The sequence below is a fragment of the Micromonospora sp. DSM 43699 genome, assembly GCF_055517075.1.
The window spans coordinates 47,894-69,952 of sequence record NZ_JBTMMT010000014.1; the positions used below are offsets into that span (position 1 = coordinate 47,894).

General features: G+C 72.1%; 17 protein-coding genes and 1 pseudogene. 12 read left to right on the top strand and 6 right to left on the bottom strand.

The window, feature by feature from the left end:
* Positions 1–26 precede the first annotated feature (26 nt).
* The 9 genes from AC0AIB_RS10215 (at position 27) to AC0AIB_RS10255 (ending at position 12,058) form a co-directional block, all read left to right on the top strand.
* The gene (locus AC0AIB_RS10215) at positions 27–2,453 is read left to right on the top strand and encodes an NADH-quinone oxidoreductase subunit G (protein WP_328340868.1); all 2,427 of its coding nucleotides are present in this window, start codon (positions 27–29) and stop codon (positions 2,451–2,453) included.
* Complete coding sequence (nuoH, locus tag AC0AIB_RS10220) at positions 2,450–3,802, top strand: NADH-quinone oxidoreductase subunit NuoH (protein WP_328340866.1); 1,353 nt, start codon at positions 2,450–2,452, stop codon at positions 3,800–3,802. The genes AC0AIB_RS10215 and nuoH overlap by 4 nt, the downstream gene beginning before the upstream one ends.
* 1 nt (position 3,803) lies before the next feature.
* Entirely contained in the window at positions 3,804–4,463 is a 660-nt protein-coding gene (gene nuoI, locus AC0AIB_RS10225) for an NADH-quinone oxidoreductase subunit NuoI (RefSeq protein ID WP_328340864.1), read from the top strand.
* Positions 4,460–5,230, top strand: coding sequence for an NADH-quinone oxidoreductase subunit J (locus AC0AIB_RS10230; protein ID WP_328340862.1), 771 nt, complete (start codon positions 4,460–4,462; stop codon positions 5,228–5,230). Before nuoI ends, AC0AIB_RS10230 begins: the two co-directional genes overlap by 4 nt.
* A gap of 169 nt (positions 5,231–5,399) precedes the next feature.
* On the top strand, positions 5,400–5,699 hold the full coding sequence (nuoK, locus tag AC0AIB_RS10235; protein ID WP_091244416.1) for an NADH-quinone oxidoreductase subunit NuoK: 300 nt from the start codon (positions 5,400–5,402) through the stop codon (positions 5,697–5,699).
* 12 nt (positions 5,700–5,711) lie between these two features.
* Entirely contained in the window at positions 5,712–7,670 is a 1,959-nt protein-coding gene (gene nuoL, locus AC0AIB_RS10240; protein ID WP_328340860.1) for an NADH-quinone oxidoreductase subunit L, read from the top strand.
* Positions 7,671–7,734: 64 nt separating this feature from the next.
* Positions 7,735–9,267, top strand: a complete 1,533-nt coding sequence (locus AC0AIB_RS10245) for an NADH-quinone oxidoreductase subunit M (protein WP_204925776.1) — start codon at positions 7,735–7,737, stop codon at positions 9,265–9,267.
* A 64-nt stretch (positions 9,268–9,331) separates the two neighbouring features.
* Positions 9,332–10,885, top strand: a complete 1,554-nt coding sequence (nuoN, locus tag AC0AIB_RS10250) for an NADH-quinone oxidoreductase subunit NuoN (protein ID WP_465096485.1) — start codon at positions 9,332–9,334, stop codon at positions 10,883–10,885.
* 90 nt (positions 10,886–10,975) lie between these two features.
* Positions 10,976–12,058, top strand: a complete 1,083-nt coding sequence (locus AC0AIB_RS10255; protein ID WP_328340855.1) for a polyprenyl synthetase family protein — start codon at positions 10,976–10,978, stop codon at positions 12,056–12,058.
* Between the two features lie 32 nt (positions 12,059–12,090).
* Here the strand turns inward: AC0AIB_RS10255 and AC0AIB_RS10260 are convergent, their stop codons facing one another.
* Entirely contained in the window at positions 12,091–13,281 is a 1,191-nt protein-coding gene (locus AC0AIB_RS10260) for an MFS transporter (RefSeq protein ID WP_328340853.1), read from the bottom strand.
* A gap of 157 nt (positions 13,282–13,438) precedes the next feature.
* Here AC0AIB_RS10260 and AC0AIB_RS10265 point away from each other — a divergent pair, with 157 nt between their 5' ends.
* Positions 13,439–14,221, top strand: a complete 783-nt coding sequence (locus AC0AIB_RS10265) for an IclR family transcriptional regulator (RefSeq protein WP_328340851.1) — start codon at positions 13,439–13,441, stop codon at positions 14,219–14,221.
* 93 nt (positions 14,222–14,314) lie between these two features.
* On the opposite strand, the gene AC0AIB_RS10270 is transcribed toward AC0AIB_RS10265, so the two are convergent.
* Positions 14,315–16,441 carry a PhoX family protein gene (locus AC0AIB_RS10270; protein WP_328340849.1) on the bottom strand — a complete coding sequence of 709 codons (2,127 nt, stop codon included), beginning with the start codon at positions 16,439–16,441 and terminating at the stop codon, positions 14,315–14,317.
* A 237-nt stretch (positions 16,442–16,678) separates the two neighbouring features.
* Between AC0AIB_RS10270 and AC0AIB_RS10275 the strand changes: the two genes are divergently transcribed.
* Both AC0AIB_RS10275 and AC0AIB_RS10280 read left to right on the top strand, forming a co-directional pair.
* Complete coding sequence (locus AC0AIB_RS10275; RefSeq protein ID WP_328348956.1) at positions 16,679–17,173, top strand: sigma-70 family RNA polymerase sigma factor; 495 nt, start codon at positions 16,679–16,681, stop codon at positions 17,171–17,173.
* Positions 17,170–17,871 (top strand): anti-sigma factor family protein, encoded by a 702-nt coding sequence (locus tag AC0AIB_RS10280; protein WP_328340848.1) that lies wholly within the window; start codon positions 17,170–17,172, stop codon positions 17,869–17,871. The genes AC0AIB_RS10275 and AC0AIB_RS10280 overlap by 4 nt, the downstream gene beginning before the upstream one ends.
* Positions 17,872–17,931: 60 nt before the next feature.
* Here AC0AIB_RS10280 and rarD read toward each other — a convergent pair whose 3' ends face one another.
* From rarD to eccE, 4 genes and pseudogenes are all read right to left on the bottom strand, one after another.
* Positions 17,932–18,855 carry an EamA family transporter RarD gene (gene rarD, locus AC0AIB_RS10285; RefSeq protein ID WP_328340846.1) on the bottom strand — a complete coding sequence of 308 codons (924 nt, stop codon included), beginning with the start codon at positions 18,853–18,855 and terminating at the stop codon, positions 17,932–17,934.
* Positions 18,852–19,342, bottom strand: a pseudogene (locus AC0AIB_RS10290) (GNAT family N-acetyltransferase). Before AC0AIB_RS10290 ends, rarD begins: the two are co-directional and overlap by 4 nt.
* Before the next feature lie 168 nt (positions 19,343–19,510).
* Positions 19,511–19,897 (bottom strand): phage holin family protein, encoded by a 387-nt coding sequence (locus AC0AIB_RS10295; RefSeq protein ID WP_328340842.1) that lies wholly within the window; start codon positions 19,895–19,897, stop codon positions 19,511–19,513.
* Positions 19,898–20,010: 113 nt separating this feature from the next.
* Positions 20,011–21,819 carry a type VII secretion protein EccE gene (gene eccE, locus AC0AIB_RS10300; protein ID WP_465096486.1) on the bottom strand — a complete coding sequence of 603 codons (1,809 nt, stop codon included), beginning with the start codon at positions 21,817–21,819 and terminating at the stop codon, positions 20,011–20,013.
* Positions 21,820–22,059 lie beyond the last annotated feature (240 nt).

The following is a 22,059-nucleotide window of genomic DNA, read 5'->3' on the forward strand; positions in this document are numbered from 1 at the left end:
GCAGTCGCGAATGAAAGGCGACTCTGATGACCGACGTAGCCAAGCAGACCGAGACCGTGACGCTCACCATCGACGGCGTCGAGGTCACCGCCCCCAAGGGGGCGCTGCTGATCCGGGTCGCCGAGCAGTTGGGCACCGAGATCCCGCGGTTCTGCGACCACCCGCTGCTGGCCCCGGCCGGCGCCTGCCGGCAGTGCCTGGTCGAGGTGGAGGGGCAGCGCAAGCCGGTCGCCTCGTGCACCCAGACCGTCGCCGAGGGCATGGTGGTCCGCACCCAGCTCAGCTCCCCGGTCGCCAAGAAGGCGCAGGAGGGGGTGATGGAGCTGCTGCTGCTCAACCACCCGCTGGACTGCCCGATGTGCGACAAGGGTGGTGAGTGCCCGCTCCAGAACCAGGCGATGTCCACCGGCCGCACCGACTCCCGCTTCCACGAGCACAAGCGGGAGTACGTCAAGCCGATGGAGATCAGCACCCAGGTGCTGCTGGACCGGGAGCGCTGCGTGCTCTGCCAGCGCTGCACCAGGTTCTCCGAAGAGATCGCCGGCGACAAGTTCATCGACCTGATGGGCCGGTCGTCCGCCGAAGAGATCAACATCTACCGGGACGACGCGTACGGCGCGGAGGGCGACGAGGGCGACGTCCCGTTCAACTCGTACTTCTCCGGCAACACCGTGCAGATCTGCCCGGTCGGCGCGCTCACCGGGGCGCAGTACCGGTTCCGGGCCCGCCCGTTCGACCTGGTCTCCAGCCCGAGCGTCTGCGAGCACTGCTCGGCCGGCTGCGCCCAGCGCACCGACTGGCGGCGGGGCAAGGTGCTGCGTCGGCTCGCCGGCGACGACCCGCAGGTCAACGAGGAGTGGAACTGCGACAAGGGGCGGTGGGGCTTCCAGTACACCCGCGCCTTCGACCGGTTGAGCACCCCGCTGGTCCGCGACGAGGAGTCCGGTGAGCTGCGCGAGGCGTCCTGGAGCGAGGCGCTGACCCGGGCCGCCGACGGGCTGCGGGCCGCCCGCGACGAGGGTCGCGGCACGGCGGTGCTGACCGGTGGCCGGCTGACCGTCGAGGACGCCTACGCGTACGCGAAGTTCGCCCGGGTCGCCCTGAACACCAACGACATCGACTTCCGGGCCCGGCCGGTCTCCCGCGAGGAGGCCGACTTCCTGGCCAGCACCGTCGCCGGGGTCACCGACGTGACCTACGCCGACGTGGAGAAGGCGTCCACGGTGGTGCTTGTCGGCCTGGAGCCGGAGGAGGAGTGCCCGATCCTCTTCCTGCGGCTGCGCAAGGCGTACCTGAAGAAGAAGCTGACGGTGTACGCGATCGCCCCGTTCGCCACCCGTGGCCTGGAGAAGCTCGGGGCCAAGCTGGCCCGGGTGGTGCCGGGCGAGGAGGCGAGCGTGCTCGCCGAGCACGACACGGTGGCCGAGGCGCTGAGCGCCGAGGGCGCGATCCTGTTCGTCGGCGAGCGGCTGGCCGGCGTGCCCGGTGGCCTCTCCGCCGCCGCGGACGTCGCCCGGCGTACCGGTGCGAAGCTGGCCTGGGTGCCGCGTCGCGCGGGCGACCGGGGTGCGGTCGACGCGGGCTGCCTGCCCAACCTGCTGCCCGGCGGGCGTCCGGTGACCGAGCCGTCGGCCCGCGCCGAGTTGGGCGAGGCGTGGGACATCCCGGCCGGGGTGATCCCCAGCCAGGCCGGTCGGGACACCGACCAGATCCTGGCCGCCGCCGCGGGCGGCCAGCTCGGCGCCCTGGTGGTGGCCGGGGTGGACCCGGCCGACCTGGCCGACCCGAGGCTGGCCGAGCAGGCCCTCGACGCGGTGCCCTTCCTGGTCAGCCTGGAGCTGCGTAACTCGGCGGTGGCCCGTCGGGCGGACGTGGTGCTCCCGGTCGCCCCGGTGGTGGAGAAGGCCGGCAGCTTCCTGGACTGGGAGGGCCGGCTGCGCACCTTCGAGGCGGTGCTGCACACCGCCGCGATGACCGACGGCCGGGTGCTGGACGCGATCGCCGCGCAGCTCGACGTGCGGCTCGGCACCGGCGACGTGACGAGCGTCCGCCGGGAGTTGGGCGCGCTGCCGCCGACCCGGGCCGACCGGCCGGTCACCCCCTCGGTCGCCCCGGGGTCCGTGCCCCAGCCGGGTGCGGGCGAGGCGGTGCTCGCCACCTGGCACCAGCTGATCGACCTGGGCAGCCTCACCGACGGCGACGAGCACCTCGCCGGCACCGGCCGTCCGCCGGTGGTCCGGCTGGGCAAGGGCACCGCCGAGACGCTCGGCGTGGCCGACGGTGACCCGGTCACGGTCGGCACCGACCGGGGTGCGGTCACCCTGCCGGCGGCCATCACCGAGATGCCCGACGGCGTGGTCTGGCTGCCGACCAACTCGCCCGGTTCGACCGTCCGGCGCAGCCTCGGCACCGCGTCCGGCACGGTGGTCCGGATCTCCGGAGGTGCACAGTGAACACCCTCCTCCTGGCGCAGGACCCGACGCTTGCCGACTTCGGTCGGGACCCGTGGTGGCTGGTCCTCATCAAGATCGTCTTCGCCTTCGTCTTCGGTCTGCTCGCCACCCTGCTCGGCGTCTGGTTCGAGCGCCGGGTCGTCGGCTACATGCAGGTCCGGCCCGGCCCCAACCAGGTCGGCCCGTTCGGCCTGCTGCAGACCCTCGCCGACGGCCTCAAGATGGCCTTCAAGGAGGACATCCTCCCGAAGTCCGCCGACAAGGTGGTCTACTTCTTCGCGCCGGTCATCTCGGTGGTCTGTGCGGTCACCGCGCTGTCGGTGATCCCGTTCGGCCCGATGGTGAGCATCTTCGGCCACCAGACGCCGTTGCAGGTCACCGACGTGCCGGTGGCGGTGCTGGTGCTGCTGGCCTGCTCGTCGCTGGCCGTCTACGGCATCGTGCTCGGCGGCTGGGCCTCCGGCTCGACCTACCCGCTGCTCGGCGGGCTGCGCTCCAGCGCCCAGATGATCTCCTATGAGGTCGCCATGGGGCTGAGCATCGTCGCGGTGTTCATGACCGCCGGCACCATGTCCACCAGCGGGATCGTCGCCGCCCAGGGGGACGCCACCCGGCTCACCATCGCCGGCGTCGAGATCCCCGCCCCGGGCTGGTACGCGATCCTGCTGCTGCCCAGCTTCATCATCTTCTTCATCGCCACCGTCGGGGAGACCAACCGGGCGCCGTTCGACCTGCCCGAGGCGGAGTCGGAGCTGGTCGCCGGCTTCATGACCGAGTACAGCTCGCTGAAGTTCGCGCTCTTCATGCTCTCCGAGTACGTCGCCATGGTGACCATGTCCGCGGTCACCACGACGCTGTTCCTAGGTGGCTGGCGGGCCCCCTGGCCGATCACGCTGTGGGCGGACGCCAACACCGGTTGGTGGCCGATGCTCTGGTTCTTCGGCAAGGTGCTGCTGCTGGTCTTCGTCTTCGTCTGGCTCCGGGGCACCCTGCCCCGGCTGCGCTACGACCAGTTCATGCGCTTCGGCTGGAAGGTGCTGCTCCCGATCAACCTGGTCTGGATCCTGGTCCTGGCCGGGCTGCGCTCCATCGAGGACTGGCAGTCGCGGGACCGGCTGCTCGCCACCGCCGTCGGCGCGGGCGTGCTGCTGCTGGCGACGCTGCTCTGGCCGAGCCGCAAGCCGACCCCGAAGCCGACCCCGCAGGAACAGGCCGACAGCCGGCCGTACGGCAGCTTCCCGCTGCCCCCGCTGGATCTACAGGTACCGCCGAGCCCGCGCACCAAGCGCGTGGTCGCCGAGCGGGAGCCGGCCAACATCGCCACCGGCTCCGACTCCAAGGAGGTGTGACGTGGGCGCGATCACCGGAACGTTCAAGGGCTTCGGAGTCACCTTCTCGCACATGTTCAGGAAGGTCGTCACCACCGACTACCCGTTCAAGCCGCCGGTCTCGGCGCCGCGCTACCACGGGCGGCACATCCTCAACCGGCACCCGGACGGCCTGGAGAAGTGCATCGGCTGCGAGCTGTGCGCCTGGGCCTGCCCGGCGGATGCGATCTTCGTCGAGGGCGGCGACAACACCGACGAGCAGCGCTTCTCGCCGGGCGAGCGGTACGCCAGCGTCTACCAGATCAACTACGCCCGGTGCATCTTCTGCGGGCTCTGCATCGAGGCCTGCCCGACCCGTTCGCTGACCATGAGCAACGAGTACGAGCTGGCCCGGGACAACCGGCAGGACCTGATCTTCACCAAGGAGCAGTTGCTCGCTCCGCTGCTCGAAGGCATGGAGCAGCCGCCGCACCCGATGCGGCTCGGTGACAGCGAGAAGGACTACTACGTCGGCGCGCTGACCAACCCGGGCACCTCGGCCGGGGCCGAGCAGTCCCCGATGGGGCCCGGCGGCTACCGGGTCGAGGAGCACCCCGGGGTGACCTTTCCGGGTGCCGAGCAGGCGGCCCAGCGGGCCGGTGCGGCCGATGGCACGGCAGCGGGCAAGGGAGCCGGAGCATGAACACGTCCACGGTGCTCGCCGCGGCGGGCCAGGTGACCGGGGGTGAGGAGGTCACCTTCTGGATCCTCGCCCCGTTGGCGCTGATCGGCGCGATCGGCATGGTCTGGGCGCGCAACGCCGTGCACTCGGCGCTCTTCCTGGTGCTCACCATGCTCTGCCTCGGCGTGTTCTACGTCCTGCAGGCCGGGCCGTTCATCGGCATGGTGCAGATCATCGTCTACACCGGCGCGATCATGATGCTGTTCCTGTTCGTACTGATGCTTGTCGGTCGGGACGCCTCCGACTCGCTGATCGAGACGCTGCGCGGTCAGCGGATCGCCGCGGTGGTGCTCGGGCTCGGCTTCGCCGGGCTGGTCGGCACCGGCCTCTACCGGGCCCTGAACGGGGTCGCCGCGGTCGGTCTGGAGCAGGCCAACGCGGAGGGCAACGTGCAGGGCATCGCCCGGCTGCTCTTCACCAAGTACGTCCTCGCCTTCGAGCTGACCTCCGCGCTGCTGATCACGGCGGCGATCGGCGCGATGGTGCTGGCCCACGTCGAGCGGCGCAAGGAAGACAAGATGGACCAGGTCGCCACCATGAAGGCCCGGTTCCGCCCCGGCAACTACCCGGGCCCGAAGCCCGGCCCGGGTGTCTTCGCCACCTCCTCCTCGGTGGCCACCCCGGCCCGGCTGCCCGACGGCCGGCTGACCGACCGCAGCACCCCGGCGATCCTGCCCCAGCGCGAGCTGACCGCCGAGGAAACCACCCTGAAGGGGACGGAACGGTGAGCGCGAGGAGTGCAGCGAAGCGGAGCCCCGCAGTCGCGAACGGAGTGGTTTCGGTGAGCGCGAGGAGTGCAGCGAAGCGGAGCCCCGCAGTCGCGAACGGAGTGGTTTCGGTGAGCGCGAGGAGTGCAGCGAAGCGGAGCCCCGCAGTCGCGAACGAAAGGCCGGTCCGGTGAGCCCTGACTACTACCTGATCCTGGCGGCGGTGCTGTTCACCATCGGCGCGGTCGGGGTGCTGGTACGGCGCAACGCGATCGTGCTGTTCATGTGCGTCGAGCTGATGCTCAACGCGGCCAACCTGACGCTGGTCACCTTCAGCCGGATCAACGGTGACCTCAACGGACAGATCATGGCGTTCTTCGTGATGGTGGTGGCGGCGGCCGAGGTCGTGGTCGGGCTCGCGATCATCATGTCGATCTTCCGGACCCGACGCTCCGCGAGCGTCGACGACGCCAACCTGCTGAAGTACTAAAGGGGCCCTGCGGTGGATGAGATTCTGACGTACGCCCAGGCAGAGCCGGCGGGTGCCGTCACCTACGCGGCGGCGGACGGCCTGCTGAGCAGCGTCTGGCTGCTGGTGGCGATCCCGTTGGTCAGCGCGGCGATCCTGCTGCTGCTCGGCCGGCGGGCCGACCGCTGGGGGCACTGGCTGGGCGTGGCCGCGATCGGTGCCGCGTTCGTGCTGGGGCTCACCTCGTTCTTCCAGCTGCGCGGGCTGGAGAACAAGTCCGTCGAGCTGAGCCTCTGGGACTTCATCACGGTCGGCAACCTGCGGGTGGACTTCGGTCTGCTCTTCGACCCGCTGGCCGCGGTCTTCGTCCTGCTGATCACCGGGGTGGGCTTCCTGATCCACCTCTACGCGGTGGAGTACATGGCGCACGACGAGGGCCGGCGACGGTTCTTCGCGTACTTCAACCTCTTCGTCGCCGCGATGCTGCTGCTGGTGCTCGGCAACAACTACGTGATGCTCTACTTCGGCTGGGAGGGCGTCGGTCTGGCGTCGTACCTGCTGATCTCCTTCTGGTACGGGCGGCCGAGCGCGGCCACCGCCGGCAAGAAGGCGTTCCTGATGAACCGGGTCGGCGACGCCGGCCTGGCGATCGGCATCTTCATCCTGTTCGCCACCCTCGGCACCACCCAGTACGACGAGGTCTTCACCGGCGTCGGCGGGCTGGCCAGCGGCACGGTGCTGGTGCTGGGCCTGCTGCTGCTGCTCGGGGCGGCCGGCAAGTCCGGTCAGTTCCCGCTCCAGGCGTGGTTGCCGGACGCGATGGAGGGCCCGACGCCGGTGTCGGCGCTGATCCACGCGGCCACCATGGTCACCGCGGGCGTCTACCTGATCGCCCGGTCCAACCCGATCTTCTCGGCCAACGAGACCCTCCAGCTCGTGGTGGTGAGCGTCGGCGCGCTGACCCTGCTGATGGGCTGCATCATCGGCGCGGCCAAGGACGACATCAAGCGGGTGCTGGCCTGGTCGACCGTCAGCCAGATCGGTTACATGTTCCTCGGTGTCGGCCTCGGCGGCGCGGCGTACGCGCTGGCCATCGTGCACCTGCTGGCGCACGGCTTCTTCAAGGCCAACATGTTCCTCGGTGCCGGCTCGGTCATGCACGGCATGAACGACCAGGTGGACATCCGCCGTTTCGGCGGGCTGTCGAAGTACATGAAGATCACCTGGATCACCTTCATGATGGGCTGGCTCGCCATCATCGGCATGTTCCCGTTCTCCGGCTTCTTCTCCAAGGAGCCGATCATCGTGGCCGCGTTCGAGCGGGAGGGCTGGACGGCCTGGCTGTTCGGCGGGGCGGCGCTGCTCGGCGCGGGGTTGACCGCGTTCTACATGACCCGGCTGTTCGTGCTGACCTTCCACGGCCCGAAGCGGTGGACCGAGGACATCGCGCACCCGCACGAGTCGCCGAAGCTGATGACCATCCCGCTGATCCTGCTGGCGGTCGGCTCGGTCGGCGCCGGGTTCCTGCTCGCCACCTCCGTACCGGACTGGCTGACCGCCACCGCCGGGCTGGGCGGCGAGCACACGGAGCACGCCGCGGTGCTGCCGCACTGGCTGCTCACCACGCTGTCGCTTGTGGTGACGGTGCTCGGTGCCGGGCTGGCCTGGGCGCTGTTCCGCAACGGCACTGCCCTCGCGCCGCAGCCGGCCGGGGTGGTCGTCACCGCGGCCCGGCGCAACCTCTACACGGACGCCTTCAACGAGGTGGTCTTCGAGAAGCCGGGCATCTTCCTCACCCGGGCGCTTGTCTTCCTGGACAACCGGGGCGTCGACGGGCTGGTCAACGGCCTGGCCGCCGGGATCGGGGGCGGTTCGGGCCGGCTCCGGCGGTGGCAGACCGGCTTCGTCCGGTCGTATGCGACCTCGATCCTGACCGGCGCGCTGCTCGTGGTGGCGGCGTTCCTGGCAGTGCAGGCGGGGTGGCTGGCGTGATCGACCTCAATGCGACCGCCCCCGCCGGCGGACCCCGCATCCACGACGGAGGTAAGGCCGCATAATGTCCAACTTCCCGTTCCTCTCGGTGCTGACCGTGGCGCCGCTGGTCGGCGCCCTGGTCGTGGCCTTCCTGCCGCGTCGCCGGCCCGACCTGGCCAAGCAGGTGGCGTTCGGCTGGTCGCTGCTGGTGCTGGCGCTCTCGGTGGTGATGTGGGTTTCGTTCCAGGCCGACGGCGACCGGCTCCAGTTCCGTGAGTCGTACCCGTGGATCCCCACCTGGGACGTCAACTTCACCTTCGCCGTCGACGGCATCGCGCTGGTCATGCTGATGCTGATCGCGGTGCTGGTGCCGCTGGTGATCCTGGCGTCCTGGCACGACGCCGACGCGTCGAAGCGCTCGGTGCCTGCCTACTTCGCCCTGCTGCTCGTCCTCGAATCCACGATGATCGGCGTCTTCGCCGCCGCCGACGTCTTCCTGTTCTACGTGTTCTTCGAGGTCATGCTGGTGCCGATGTACTTCCTGATCGGCAGCTACGGCGGCCACCAGCGGCAGTACGCGGCGGTGAAGTTCTTCCTCTACTCCCTGGTCGGCGGCCTGTTCATGCTGGCCGCGGTGATCGGCCTGTGGGTGGTCGGCGGGAAGACCTTCGACTGGCAGACGCTGACCCAGGTGGACATCTCCACCGGCACCGAGCGTTGGCTGTTCCTCGGCTTCTTCCTCGCCTTCGCGATCAAGGCGCCGTTCTTCCCGTTCCACACCTGGCTGCCGGACGCCGGTCGGGCCGCCCCGGCGGGCGCCGCCGCGCTGCTGGTCGGGGTGCTGGACAAGGTCGGCACCTTCGGCATCCTGCGCTACTGCCTGCCGCTGTTCCCGGAGGCGTCGAAGTGGTTCGCCCCGTGGGCGCTGGCGTTGGGCCTGATCGGCATCCTCTACGCCGCGCTGCTCGCCGTCGGTCAGTCCGACCTGAAGCGGCTGGTGTCGTACACCTCGATCGCGCACTTCGGGTTCATCGGGGTCGGCATCTTCGCCTTCACCACCCAGGCGGGCACCGGCGCGGTGCTCTACATGCTCAACCACGGGCTCGCCACCGGCCTGCTCTTCCTGGTGGTCGGGATGCTCATCGCCCGCCGGGGCTCGTCGCTGATCTCCGACTTCGGCGGGGCGGGCAAACTGGTGCCGCTGCTGGCCGGGGTGCTCTTCTTCGCCGGTCTGGCGTCGCTGGCGCTGCCCGGCACCGCGCCGTTCGTCTCCGAGTTCCTGGTGCTGATCGGCACCTTCACGGTGAACAAGCCGGTCGCGGTGATCGCCACCCTGGGCATCATCCTGGCGGCGGCGTACGTGCTGTGGATGGTGCAGCGCACCACCCAGGGGACGCTCAACCCGGAGCTGACCGAGGTCAAGGCGATGCACCGGGACCTCACCCTGCGCGAGAAGGCGGTGGTCGCCCCGCTGATCGCCCTGATCGTGCTGCTCGGCTTCTATCCCAAGCCGGTCACCGATGTGATCAACCCCGCCGTCCAGGCGACCATGCAGGACGTCGGCAAGACCGATCCCGCCCCTGAGGTCGGCAGCGTCCAGGAGGCTGCACAGTGAGCGCGAGGAGTGGACGAGCGCTGCGAGTGAGCCCCGCAGTCGCGAGCGAAAGGCGGCATCTGCGATGACCGAGCTCAAGTTGCCGTCGATCGACTACCCGGCGATCGCCCCGATCCTGATCATGCTCGGGGTGGCCCTGCTGGGCGTCCTGGTGGAGGCGTTCGTGCCGCGCCGCCGCCGGCACCTCGTGCAGCTGACGCTGTCCCTGCTGGCGGTGCTCGCCGCACTCGTGCTGGTGGTGCTCAACGCCGACGTGCGGCTGGTCACGGCGGGCGGGGCGTTGGCTGTGGACGGTCCCACCCTGTTCCTCCAGGGCACCATCCTGGTGCTCGCCGCGATGGCGCTGCTGCTGATCGGCGAGCGCTCGGTGGAGCGCGGCGGGGCGTTCGTCGCCCAGGCCGCGGTGACCGCCGAGTCGGCCGACGACAGGCAGCAGGCCGAGGGACGCAACGGGGCGACCGAGGTCTACCCGCTGACCAGCTTCGCGATCGGCGGCATGCTGATCTTCGTGGCGGCGAACGACCTGCTGACCATGTTCATCGCGCTGGAGGTCTTCTCCCTGCCGCTCTACCTGCTCTGCGCGCTGGCCCGTCGCCGGCGGCTGCTCAGCCAGGAAGCGGCGATGAAGTACTTCCTGCTCGGCGCGTACGCCTCGGCGTTCTTCCTGTTCGGGGTGGCCCTGGTGTACGGCTTCACCGCCGGCATCCCGGGCCGCTCGGCCGGGGTCGACTTCGCCACCGTGCACGCCGCGGTGAGCGAGTCCCCGGCCAGCGACGTGCTGCTCTACGCCGGAATGGCGCTGATCGCCATCGGCCTGCTGTTCAAGGCCGCCGCCGCCCCGTTCCACGTCTGGACCCCGGACGTCTACCAGGGCGCGCCGACGCCGGTCACCGGCTTCATGGCGGCCTGCACGAAGGTCGCCGCGTTCGGCGCCCTGCTGCGGGTCTTCCACGTGGCGTTCGACCGGGCCGCCTGGGACTTCACCCCGGTCCTCGGGGTGGTGGCGGTGCTCACCATGCTGGTCGGCGCGGTGCTGGCGGTCACCCAGACCGACATCAAGCGCCTGCTGGCGTACTCGTCGATCGCCAACGCCGGATACCTGCTGGTCGGGGTGCTCGCCCCGACCGGTGCGGGCGTCTCCGGCACGATGTTCTACCTGGCCGCGTACGGCTTCTCGGTGCTCGCCGCGTTCGCCGTGGTGACCCTGGTCCGGGACGCCGACGGGGAGGCCACCCACCTGTCCCGGTGGGCCGGGCTGGGCCGCCGCTCGCCGTTCTACGCCGGGGTGTTCACCTTCATCCTGCTGGCCTTCGCCGGCATCCCGTTGACCAGCGGCTTCATGAGCAAGTTCGCGGTCTTCGGCCCGGCGCTGGAGAGCGGGCACGCCTGGCTTGTGGTGGCGGGCGTGCTGACCAGCATGGTGCTTGCCTTCCCGTACCTGCGGGTGGTGGTGATGATGTGGCTCTCCGAGCCAGGTGAGACCACCCCGACCATCGCGGTGCCGGGTGGGCTGACCGCCACCGCGCTGATGATCGGGGTGGCGGCCACGCTGATCCTCGGCGTGCTGCCGGCGCCCCTGCTCGACCTGGCGACGGACGCTGCGACATTCGTCAGGTGATCTTCTCTCCAGGCCGTGGGGCCGGCGCGCCGGGGGCGTGCCGGCCCCACGGCCGTATCCCCCGGCAGGAGCAGGTCGAACGGGTGTGGCATGGTTGATGGTGTGGTGATTTCGGCGGGGGAACGGTCAGGCGGCGTCGGCTCCGGCGGTCGTCGGGGCCGGGCGGGTACGGGTCAGATCGGCGCGCTCGGCGTGCACCTGGCCGATCCGCGGGTCGAGGCGTCCGTGCTGGGCCTGCTCGACGACGTCGAGGTGGAGCTGCGGGCCAGCGTGTCCAGCGCCGATCCGCTCGTCACCGAGGCGGCCCGGCACCTGGTCGAAGCGGGCGGCAAGCGCTTCCGCCCGCTGCTGGTGGCCCTGGGAGCGCAGTTCGGTGACCCGGCGGGCCCGCAGGTGGTGCCGGCCGCGGTGGTGATGGAGCTCACCCACCTGGCCACCCTCTACCACGACGACGTGATGGACGAGGCGGCCGTGCGGCGGGGCGCCCCGAGCGCCAACTCCCGCTGGACCAACTCGGTGGCCATCCTGGTCGGCGACTACCTCTTCGCGCGGGCCGCCGACATCGCCGCCGACCTGGGGCCGGTGGCGGTCCGCCTCCAGGCCCGCACCTTCGCCCGGCTGGTGCACGGTCAGATCGCCGAGACCGTCGGCCCCCGCGCGGAGGACCCGGTCGACCACTACCTGCGGGTGATCGCCGACAAGACGGGTTCGCTGATCGCCACCTCGGCCCGCTTCGGCGGCATGTTCGGCGGGGCGTCCGAGGCGCACACCGAGGCCCTCGCCGGCTACGGGGAGACCATCGGGGTGGCCTTCCAGCTCTCCGACGACCTGCTCGACATCGCTTCCGAGTCGACACAGTCGGGCAAGACACCCGGCACCGACCTGCGGGAGGGGGTGCCGACCCTGCCGGTGCTCTACGCGCTGGCCGGTGACGACTCCGACGCGGCGTCGGTGCGGCTGCGGGAGATCCTGGCCACCGGCCCGCTCGTCGACGACGCGCTGCACGCCGAGGCGCTCGGCCTGCTCCGGGAGTCCCCCGCGCTCAAGCGGGCCCGGGAGACCGTCCGGAGCTATGCCGAGGAGGCCCGCGCGCAGCTGGCCCCGCTCCCGCAGAACCCGGCCCGGCGGGCGCTCGAATCCCTCTGCGACTACATCGCCGACCGCACCAGCTGACCGGTGCGTCGCCGGCCCCCGAGCATGGCGCGTCAGGCGGCGGCGGAACGGGTGAGCAGCCGGCTGCCGGTGAGCATCAGGACGGCGGACAGCACCATGGCGACCGCGGCGGCCAGCCACATCGCCGGGTAACCGTTGGCCCCGGCGAGCGCGCCCAGGCCGAGCGGGCCGACGCAGCCGCCGGCGTACACCCCGGTCTGGGTGATCGAGGTGGCGGCGGCCGGGGCCTGCGGGTGCAGCCGGACCACAGCGAAGTTCAGCAGCCCCGGCCAGGCCCAGCCCAGCCCGAAGCCGAGCACCACCCCGACGGTCAACGGCACCGCCCCCGCCCCCGCCAGCAGCCCCAGCCCGACCGCCCCGACCACGAGCATCGCGGCGATCAGCGCCACGTGACCGGTGTCGCGCCGGTCGGCGAGCCAGCCGACGCCGATCCGGGCGGCCACGCAGACCGCGCCGCCCAGGGTGAGCACCAACCCGGCCGGGCCGGGGGCCAGCCCCTGGTGCACCGACGAGTCGACCACGAACGTGCCCAGCGCGTTGGCGGCCCCCGCCGCGAGGGCGGCGGCCAACCCGACCACCACCAGCGCCGCTGTGGCCCCGCCACCGCGCCCCGCCGCGCGCTGCCGCACCGGTCCGGCCACCCCCGGCGGTACGGCCGGCAGCGCGGCAAGTGCGGCCGCGGCGGCGGCCACGAACGCCCAGCGCCACCCGGCGGTGAGGGCGATCACCGGCACCGCCGCCCCGGCCAGCAGCGTGGAGGCGGGGACGGCGGCCTGCTTCACCCCGAACGACAGGCCCTGCCGCCGGGCGGGCACGTGCCGGGCCAGCGCGGCGTTGCTGGCCAGTTGGCCCAGTGCGTTCGCCGTGGCGCTCAGCGCGAGCAGGCCGACAAGCACCGGGTACGACCGGGCCAGCCCGGCGATGGCGAGCAGGCAACCGGCGGCGAGCCCGATGGCGACCCGGGCCACCACGGCCGGGCCGACCCGTTCCACCAACCGGCCGGACGGCATCGAGGCGAGTGCGCTGACGCCGAAGTAGACCGACACGGCCAGCCCCAACCCGGCGGGGGAGAAGCCCAGGTCGTCCCCCATCTGCACGGCGAGCCCGCCGACCAGGAAGACCGGCAGGACGCTGGCGATGGTGGTGGCGACCGCTCCGCCACCGGCCCGCAGGGGGCGTACGGGCGGTCGGCTCGGCGAGGGGCTGAGCACGGTGTCGGTCATCGTGGGATCAACCTACGCGAGTCGACTTCCGGACATCTCCCGGCGTGTCGCCGAGTGACCCGCCGTATACCGCCTGATCTGGCATCCTCCACCCGATCGGGCGTTCCGTCTCGGGCTGGTTTTTCATATGGTGTAATCCCCGGCTGCGGAGGTGGTTGTGCGTGACCCCCTGGCGGAACCTTCGGACCTGATCCGAAGTGTCTCCCGCGCGCTACGCGTGCTCGAGTCGGTCGGTCGTGCCCCGAAGGGTCTGACCGTCAAGCAGATCGCCCGGCGCTGCGAGCTGACCGTCGCCACCACCTACCACCTGGTCCGCACCCTGGCCTACGAGGGTTACGTGATCCGGCGGGAGGACGGCACCTACATCGTCGGCCTGGAGATCGCCGACCGGTACCGCGAACTGGTCACCGCGTTCCGCGGGCCGGCCGCCGTCGGGGAGTCGCTCCGGCGGGCCGCCGTGGAGACCGGATGGAGTCACTACCTGGGCCGGTTCGTCGGCGGCCAGGTGGCGATCACCGCGACCGCCGAGGGGATCCGCTCGCCCTACCTGGAGGACATGGTCCCCGGTTTCGACGAGGGCGCACACGCCACCGCCCTGGGTAAGGCGCTGCTGGCCACCCTCACCACCGAGCAGCGTTTCCGTTACCTGCGCGACTACGGCATGCGGCCGTTCACCACCGCCACCCTGACCAGCCCCGAGGCGTTCGAGGCTGACCTGGCCGCCGGTGACCGCCGGGGGATGCAGCTGGAGCTGGGCCAGTTCCGGCAGGGGGTGGCCTGTGCCGCCGTCCTGGTCACCCCGGACAAGGACATGGAACGGCGGGTGGTGCTTGCCTGCGCGTTGCCGGCCAGCGAGATGATGACCTCGGCCCGGGTGGTGCGGGCCAAGCTGCTCACCGCCGCCCGTGCCGTCGCCGACGGCATCGCCGCCGACGTCTGACCCGCCCCACCCGGGCGAAGGCCCCCTCCCGGACCGAAGCGGAAGAGGGCCTTCGCGGCCGGTCCGGCGGTGGACCGACCCGGGAGAGGTACGTCAGCTGCCGATCGGGCCGCCGTCGAGCCGCCAGGTGACCACCACGCCCGGCTTGGCGTAGTCGCCGTCCGGCCAGGTCGACGCCGGCTTCTCCACCGACGCACCGGTGATCTCGCCCGGGTGCTGCACGGCCACGAACACCGACCGGTTGTCGCCGGTGATGAACGGCCCGCACGTCTCCGCACCCAGCGGCACGGTGAGGAACTGCTTGAGGTGCCCCCGCTCCGGCCCCTCGACGGCGGTGGCGAAGAGGCCGTCGTTGCTGCCCAGCGCGTTGCCGTCGGTGGAGATCCAGAGGTTGCCGGTAGCGTCGAAGGCGACGTTGTCCGGGCAGGAGATCGGGGAGACCTTGGTCTTGTCGTACCCGGCGAAGTAGGTCGACGGGTCGGTCGGGTCACCGGCGACGATCGGCAGCGACCAGGCGAAGGACTCCGAGGTGTTGTCGCCCCGGTCCTCGACCAGCTCCAGGATCTGCCCGTGCTTGTTGAGGTTGCGCGGGTTGATCTCGTCGGCGGCCGGCTTGCCGGCCTTGCCCCGGTCGGAGTTGTTGGTCAGCGCCACGTACACCTTGCCGGTGAGCAGGCTCGGCTCGACGTCCTCCGGCCGGTCCATCTTGGTCGCGCCGACCTTGTCGCCGGCGAGCCGGGTGAAGGTGAGCACGTCGGCGGCGGTCATCCCGTCGACGTACGAGCGGTTGCCGCTGACCAGCCTGATCCATCGGCCGGAGCCGTTGAACGCGCCGTCGGCGGGCAGCTTTCCCGAGCCGTCGATCTCGGCGGCGCTGGTCTGGGCGAACTGCGCCACGTAGAGGGTGCCCGACTCCAGCAGGGTCAGGTTGTTCTTGCGGGCCACCCAGGAGTCGCCCGGCATGAACTTCTTGTCCGAGACGAACTTGTAGAGGTAGTCGAAGCGCTCGTCGTCACCCATGTACGCGACCACCCGCCCGTCGCGGGCCACGATCACGTTGGCGCCCTCGTGCTTGAACCGGCCCAGCGCGGTGTGCTTGCGCGGGCGGCTCTCCGGGTCGAACGGGTCGATCTCCACGATCCACCCGAACCGGTGCGCCTCGTGGGGGTGCTTCGCCAGGTCGAACCGCTCGTCGGCCCGCTCCCACTTGCGGCTGCCGCTCGGGTAGCGGGCGGTGGTGGTGATGCCGTACCTGTCGAACTTCGGCTTCAGCTCGGCGGGCGCCGCGTCCGCGCCGACGAAGTACTGGTTGAAGTTCTCCTCGCCGGAGAGCACCGTCCCCCAGGGGGTGACCCCGCCGGCGCAGTTGTTGAGCGTCCCGACCACCGTACGGCCCTTCGGGTCGGCTGCGGTACGCAGCCAGGCCGAGCCGGCGGCCGGACCGGTCAGCTCGAACTTCGTGGCCAGCGCGGTGACCCGCCTGTTGTACGGCCGGCGACCCTGGCCCACCGGTCGCCACTGCCCGGTGCCGTCCACCCGCTCCAGCTCCACCACGGACATGCCGTGCGCGGCCATCGCGGTGCGCAACTGCTCGACCGTGAGGTTGTCCAGGCCGGTGAAGCCCGGGAACATCAGGTCCTCGTTGGTGTACTCGTGGTTGACCACGAGCAGCGCCCGCCTGCCCCGCCGGTCCAGCGGCAGCACCCCGACGAAGTCGTTGTTGTAGCCGAACTGCTTGGCCTGGGCGGCGGCGGTCTGCCCGCGCAGGTCGAACCGGGGCGCGCCGGGCAGTACCGGGTCGCCCCAGCGGATGACCACGCTGTGGTCGTACCCGTTGGGGACGACCAGGGTGTCGAGCTGGTTCGGCGGGATCGGCTTGAAGGTGAGCGCCCCGCTGCCGACGCCGCGCTGCGGCGCGGTCGGGTTGCCGACCTCCGGCACCACGGGGGTGGCCGGCGCGGCGGCGGCGGGGACGGCGCCGGCCAGCGCGCCGGCGGCGGCACCGCCGAAGCCGAGCACCAGGGCGCCCACGGCACCCGCCCGGACCACGCCCCGGCGGGAGACCTCGCCCTCGACCAGGTCGCCGAAGTAGGTGTTGTCGGAGGTGTTGGGCACCGGGTGGTCGCAGGCGTTGCCGCAGCGGTACAGACAGGTCATCGCATCGCGGCTGCCGTGCCGGTTGGCACCGAGCAGCGGGAGCAGCCGGGGACGGTCGCTCATGGGAAGGAGCCTCCTGGAAGCAGGTCGGTGGCACGCCGTTCTCACCTGCTCGACGTGCGTACCGGGCGGACGCTGCCAGGACGGGATGAGCGGGCACCGGACTCGGTGTGAACCGGATGTGAACAGCAGTGACCGGTGAACCGATCGGGGTCACGACCCGTAGTAACGGGCGGACACACTCGCCGGACTCGTCGCGCGGGAAGCGAGGGGATCACCATCAGCGACCACGACGCCCAACTGCTGCGCGCCCTGCACGACGAGCATGCCGAGGCGCTCTACACGCACGCGTTGCGGCTGGTCAACGGGGACCGCACCCGGGCCGAGGACCTGGTGCAGGAGACCCTGCTGCGGGCCTGGCGGCACCCCGAGTCGCTGGACCCGCGACGCGGCTCGGTCCGCGCCTGGCTCTTCACGACCGCCCGGAACCTGGCGATCGACGCCTGGCGGCGGCGGTCGACCCGGGTCGGCGAGGTGTTCACCGACGACCTGCCCGAGCCACCGGAGACGGTTGACGAAGCGGAGCGCGCGGTGGAGGCCTGGACCATCGCCGAGGCGCTGAGCCGACTCAGCCCCACCCACCGGGAGGTGCTGGTCGAGTGCTTCTACCAGGGTCGTTCGGTGGCCGAGGCGGCGGCCCGGCTGGGGGTCCCGGCGGGGACGGTCAAGTCCCGCACCCACTACGCGCTGCGTTCACTGCGGTTGGCCCTGGCCGAGATGGGGGTGACCGGATGACCCGCTGCGAGTTCGCACACGACGACGGCGCGTACGTGCTGGGTGCGCTCGCTCCCGCCGACCGGGCCGCGTACGAGCGGCACCTGGCCGGCTGCGCGGCGTGCCGGGAGGCGGTGGCCGAGGTCGCCGTGCTGCCGGGCCTGCTGGGCCGGCTCGACCCGACCACGCTTGAGGAGTTCCTCCCGCCGCCGCCGGAGATCAGCCGGGTGCCCGACCTGATCGCCACCGCACGGGACCGCCGCCGCCGCGAGCGCACCGGCAACCGCCGACGGTACGCCGTGACCGCGCTCGTCGCCGCCGCGTTCGCCCTCGTGCTGGGCTTCGGCGGGGCGACCGCCCTGCGCCCGCCCACCCCGCCCGCGCCGACCGTCCAGGCGGTGCGGATGGTCGCCATGGCACCCGTTGCCGCCAAGACCCCGGCGGTGCACGCGGAGATCGGGTTGCGGGGCACCAAGTGGGGCACCGAGGTCACCATGCACTGCGGGTACGACGCGACGGCCGACTACGGCAAGGCGTACACGTTCCGGCTGCTGGCGCGCGGCCCGGACGACGCGACGGAGCAGATCGCCTCGTGGCTGGCCGCCCCCGGCGACGACGTGAACCTGCGCGGCGCGACCCGGTTCACCGACGCCGAGCTGGTCCGCTTCGAACTGCTGCGCTCCGACGGGACCATGGTCCTCAGCTACGACGTCCGCTGATCCGGGTGCGTGCTGGCCCCGTCGGGGTGCCCGGGCCGTCCGCCCGGCGGACCGGGGCGCTCAGTGGGTGGTGACGGGCAGCCGGGCAGCGGCGCGGGCCACGGCCCGGGTACGCCGGCCGTGCCGCACCGCGTCCAGGGTGAAGATCAGCAGGGCCAGCCAGACCAGGGTGAAGCCGGCCAGCCGGGCCGGGGGCATCGGCTCGTGGAAGATCAGCACGCCGCAGCCGAGCTGGAGGATCGGTGCCACGTACTGCAGCATGCCGAGGGCGGTCAGCGGCAGCCGGTTGGCCGCGCCCGCGAAGAGCAGCAGCGGTACGGCGGTCGCCGCCCCGGCCGCCACCAGCAACGCGGTGTGCCCGGCCGAGACCTGCCCGAACGTCGAGTCGCCCCGGCTCGCCAGCCAGCCCAGGTAGGCCAGGGCGGGCAGCGCCAGCACCGCCGACTCGACGAACAACCCCTCCGCCGCCGGCAACCCGAGCCGCTTCTTGGCCAGCCCGTACCCGGCGAAGCTGACCGCCAGGGTCAACGCCAGGTAGGGCAGCCGGCCGTAGTCGACGGTGAGCACCGCGACCGCCGCCGCACCCACCCCGAGCGCCGTCCACTGCGCCGGGCGCAGCCGCTCCCGCAGCACGAACACGCCGAGCAGCACCGACACCAGCGGGTTGATGAAGTAACCGAGCGCGGTCTCCACCACCCGGTCGGAGTTCACCCCGTAGATGTAGGTGCCCCAGTTCACCGCGATCAGCGCCGCCGCGACGGCGATCCCGGCCAACGTCCGGGGGCGACGGGCCAGTGACCGCAGGAAGCCGACGTTGCGCAGGGCGGCGAGCAGCAGCGCGACGAAGAGCACCGACCAGATGATCCGGTGGGCCAGGATCTCCACCGGCCCCGCCGGGCGGAGCAGCTTCAGGTAGATCGGGAAGAAACCCCAGACAAGGTACGCGCCGACGCCGTAGAGATAGCCGAGCCGCAGCGGAGTCACGCCCCCACCGTAAGGGGTGCAGTCGGCTTCGGTTCCTTTCCGGTGAGCGGGGTCACCGGCCGGTCACCCACTCCATCCACCGCTCCGCCGGCACCGGGGTGAAACCCAGCTTCGCGTACACCCCGTGGGCGTCGTGGGTCGCCAACGCGATCCGTCGTACGCCGAGGGAGGCGAGGTGGTCGCGGACCGCACCGGCCAGCCAGGTGCCCAACCCGCGCCCACGCACCTCGGGCGCGACGTAGACGTCGCAGAGCCAGCCGAAGGTGGCCCGGTCGGTGATCACCCGCGCGACGGCGACCTGCGTGCCGTCCTCCGGACGGTAGACGCCGTACGGGATGGACCCGGCGAAGGACCGGTCCGTCGTCTCCCGACTGCGACCGCGCGCCCAGTAGGCGTCGGTGGAGAGCCAGTGGTGCACCCGGTCCCGGTCGATCCGCTCCGGGTCGGTGCTGAGCTGATAGCCGTCGGGGTGGGTCACGGAGAACACGCCGCCACGCTAGCCCAGCCGGGGCCGGTGGCAACGGCAGTTCCCACCCGGTGGCGGGCCTCCACCCGGTGGGCGTGGGCTTCGCAGCGGGTGGCGTCTGCGGGCGGCCTGACCCGGCGGGTGGCCACCGCCATGCCGCTGTCGGTCGGGGCGGTGGCCGGGAACCGATCAGTCGCGGTCGAGGACGGCCCCGAGAATCCAGGTAACGATGCCGACGAGGAGCGCGCCGAGCACCGCCTCCGGCCAGAACCCGTCCACGTGGAACGGCAGGTCCGCCTGGTCGGCGATCCAGCTGGTGAGCAGGAACAGCAGACCGTTGACGACCAGGGCGATCAACCCGAGGGTGAGCAGGTAGAAACCGCAGCCGACGGTCTTGATGATCGGCTGGAGCACCGCGTTGACCACCCCGAAGATCACCGACACCAGCACCAGCGTGACGATCGCCTCGCCGGCCGAGTCGGTGTCGAGCGTGATACCCGGGATGAGCAGTGTCGCCAGCCAGAAGGCCACCGCCGTGGAGCCCAACCTGATCAGAAGACCCTTCAGGAAATCCATGGCCGGGATCGTGCCACGAGCGGTCCACCCGGGGAACCCATCATGGCCTCCCGATCCGTGCCGCCCACCCGGTCGGCTGCTGCTCCGCCGGCCGGCGCCCGTGGTCGCTCCCCTCAGCGGCGACCGGGGCGGCCGACCAGTTGCGACTCGATCGGGGTGGGCGAGAGTAGCGCCCACCGCAGCGCCCGACGGTTGACCACCGCGACCATGTCGGCCCGGACCCGGGTCAGCCACTCCGCCGAACCGCCCAACCCCAGCGCCGTGCCCGCCAGGGCGGCCTCCGCCGGGTCGAGGGGCTGCAGCACCGCCAGGTCGGCCCGGCCCAGGGTGTCGACGTCCGTCGGGGTCAGTTCGTCCCGGACCACCAGGGTGGACACCCAGCCCACCCCCGGCGCCGGCTCGCCCACCGGGGTACCCGCGTCGCTCACCACCAGCAGTGGCCGCAGCGGCGAGCCCGCGCCCACCGCCCGACCGGTCGGGACCACCGCGACCCCGCCCTGCTGACCGCCGACCCCCCGGACGAACGGTTCCCAGGCGCGGGGCCGACCGGTCTGCACGACGACCCCGGCACCCAGCGCCAGCGCCCGCAGCACCAGCAGTTGCGCCGCCGCCAGCCCGCCGACCAGCACCAGCCGGGTGCCCTCCGCGCGGAACAGCCGGACGGTCACCGCGCCGCCGTGCCGGTTGGCCCCCACCATCAGCCCGGCCCCGTCCAGGGTCAGCTCCGGTGGGTCTGCCTCCGGCGCGGTCACCTCCGCCACCGCGGGTACCGCCAACGGCAACGTGGCAGCCAGGCCGGGCAGGTGCGCGCCGTCGAGCCGGCACAGTTCCCCACCGGCATCGGCGACGAGCCGGCACAACCCCTCGGCGGCGAGTTCCAGCTCGGCCGGCGTCGGGGTGGCCAGCCGTACCGTCAGCTCGGCCGGTGGCGGCGCGGTGCCGCCGCCGGTACGCGGGCCGACGCAGAGCGACACGCTGGTGGCGGTCGCCGGCAGGGCCAGCAACCGGGCCACCAGCCGGCGGCCCGGATCGACCCGGGCGTCCGGCCAACTGACCAACCGGAAGGTCGCCTGGCACAGGTCGCCGGTGCGCAGCATCGACCAGGTCTCCCGGACCGGTCGTCCGCCGTCGTGGTGGGCCAGTTCGCACAGCACCCGCAGCGCGGCATGCTCACCGAGCGGCCTGGCCGGCATCGGTCCGACCCGGCGGACGATCCGCCGCACCGTGCCGGCGAGCGCCCGGCGCAGGTCGGCGTCGGACCAGCCGGGCGCCCGCAGCACGCGGACCGCGAGCAGGGCCCGCTCCTGCCCCGGCAGCCGCCCCTCGGTCAACTGCCGGTACGACGTCCCGGCCGTGCCGGACACCCCCGCCGCCGGCGCGGGCATGGCGTGCAGCAGCAACTGCACCCGCACAGGCGGTTGTTCGGCCCCGGCCGGCGGCAGCAGCGTGCCGGGGGCGGGCAGCGGGTGCGACCGGTCGCCGAGCAGGTCACCCGGGTCGCCGAGGTCGAGCAGGACGGTCAACCCGGCGGCGTCGTCGACCACCCCCGTCGGGCCTGCGGTCAGCTCCACCGAGCCCAGCACGGCGTCGGGGAGCACCAGACCCAGCAGGGCCGCCGGGGTGGCGTCGGTGGGTAGCCCGCGCCGTCGGGTGGCGTAGCCGGTGGCGGCACCCCACCAGTCGAAGAGCCACCGCCCACGCCAGCGCCCCCAACCGAGACCGGCCAGCACGACCGCCCCGACAGCGGCGAGCGCGGCCGCACCGGGCCCGTGACCGTACGCGGCCACCGGCAACGCCATCGCGACCTGCGCGGCGACCACCTGACCCGGGCGTACGGCGGAACCCGGGCGGGCCCGGTGCGGAGCCCCGTGGGCCGGCGGCGGTCGACGCCGGACCGGCCGATCGGTCGTGCTCGCCGTCACCGCACCTCCTCCGTCGCGCCGTTGCGCCCGCCGCGAGCCCCGGTGGCCGACTGCCCGGGGGATACCTGTGTACGGGCCTGTTCGGGCCGTTCCGTCCGGTGGGACGGTGGCGCCTGGACCTGAACGCTACGGCGGCGTGACCCATGGTAGTGGCCTGGTCGGTCCGATGGAGACCGTGGTCGTGACCCCGGTGGCACTGTGGTTGTCCACAGGGGATGTCGCCGGGGTAGCACAACCGCG

What these genes read in the sequence shown, in the direction of transcription:
- AC0AIB_RS10280 (WP_328340848.1), top strand. Translation starts at nt 17,170, where the DNA reads ATGACCCGCTGCGAGTTCGCACACGACGACGGCGCGTACGTGCTGGGT.
- AC0AIB_RS10215 (WP_328340868.1), top strand. Translation starts at nt 27, where the DNA reads ATGACCGACGTAGCCAAGCAGACCGAGACCGTGACGCTCACCATCGAC.
- AC0AIB_RS10255 (WP_328340855.1), top strand. Translation starts at nt 10,976, where the DNA reads ATGGTTGATGGTGTGGTGATTTCGGCGGGGGAACGGTCAGGCGGCGTC.
- AC0AIB_RS10245 (WP_204925776.1), top strand. Translation starts at nt 7,735, where the DNA reads ATGTCCAACTTCCCGTTCCTCTCGGTGCTGACCGTGGCGCCGCTGGTC.
- AC0AIB_RS10230 (WP_328340862.1), top strand. Translation starts at nt 4,460, where the DNA reads ATGAACACGTCCACGGTGCTCGCCGCGGCGGGCCAGGTGACCGGGGGT.
- nuoN (WP_465096485.1), top strand. Translation starts at nt 9,332, where the DNA reads ATGACCGAGCTCAAGTTGCCGTCGATCGACTACCCGGCGATCGCCCCG.
- AC0AIB_RS10295 (WP_328340842.1), bottom strand. Translation starts at nt 19,897, where the DNA reads ATGGATTTCCTGAAGGGTCTTCTGATCAGGTTGGGCTCCACGGCGGTG.
- AC0AIB_RS10270 (WP_328340849.1), bottom strand. Translation starts at nt 16,441, where the DNA reads ATGAGCGACCGTCCCCGGCTGCTCCCGCTGCTCGGTGCCAACCGGCAC.
- AC0AIB_RS10260 (WP_328340853.1), bottom strand. Translation starts at nt 13,281, where the DNA reads ATGACCGACACCGTGCTCAGCCCCTCGCCGAGCCGACCGCCCGTACGC.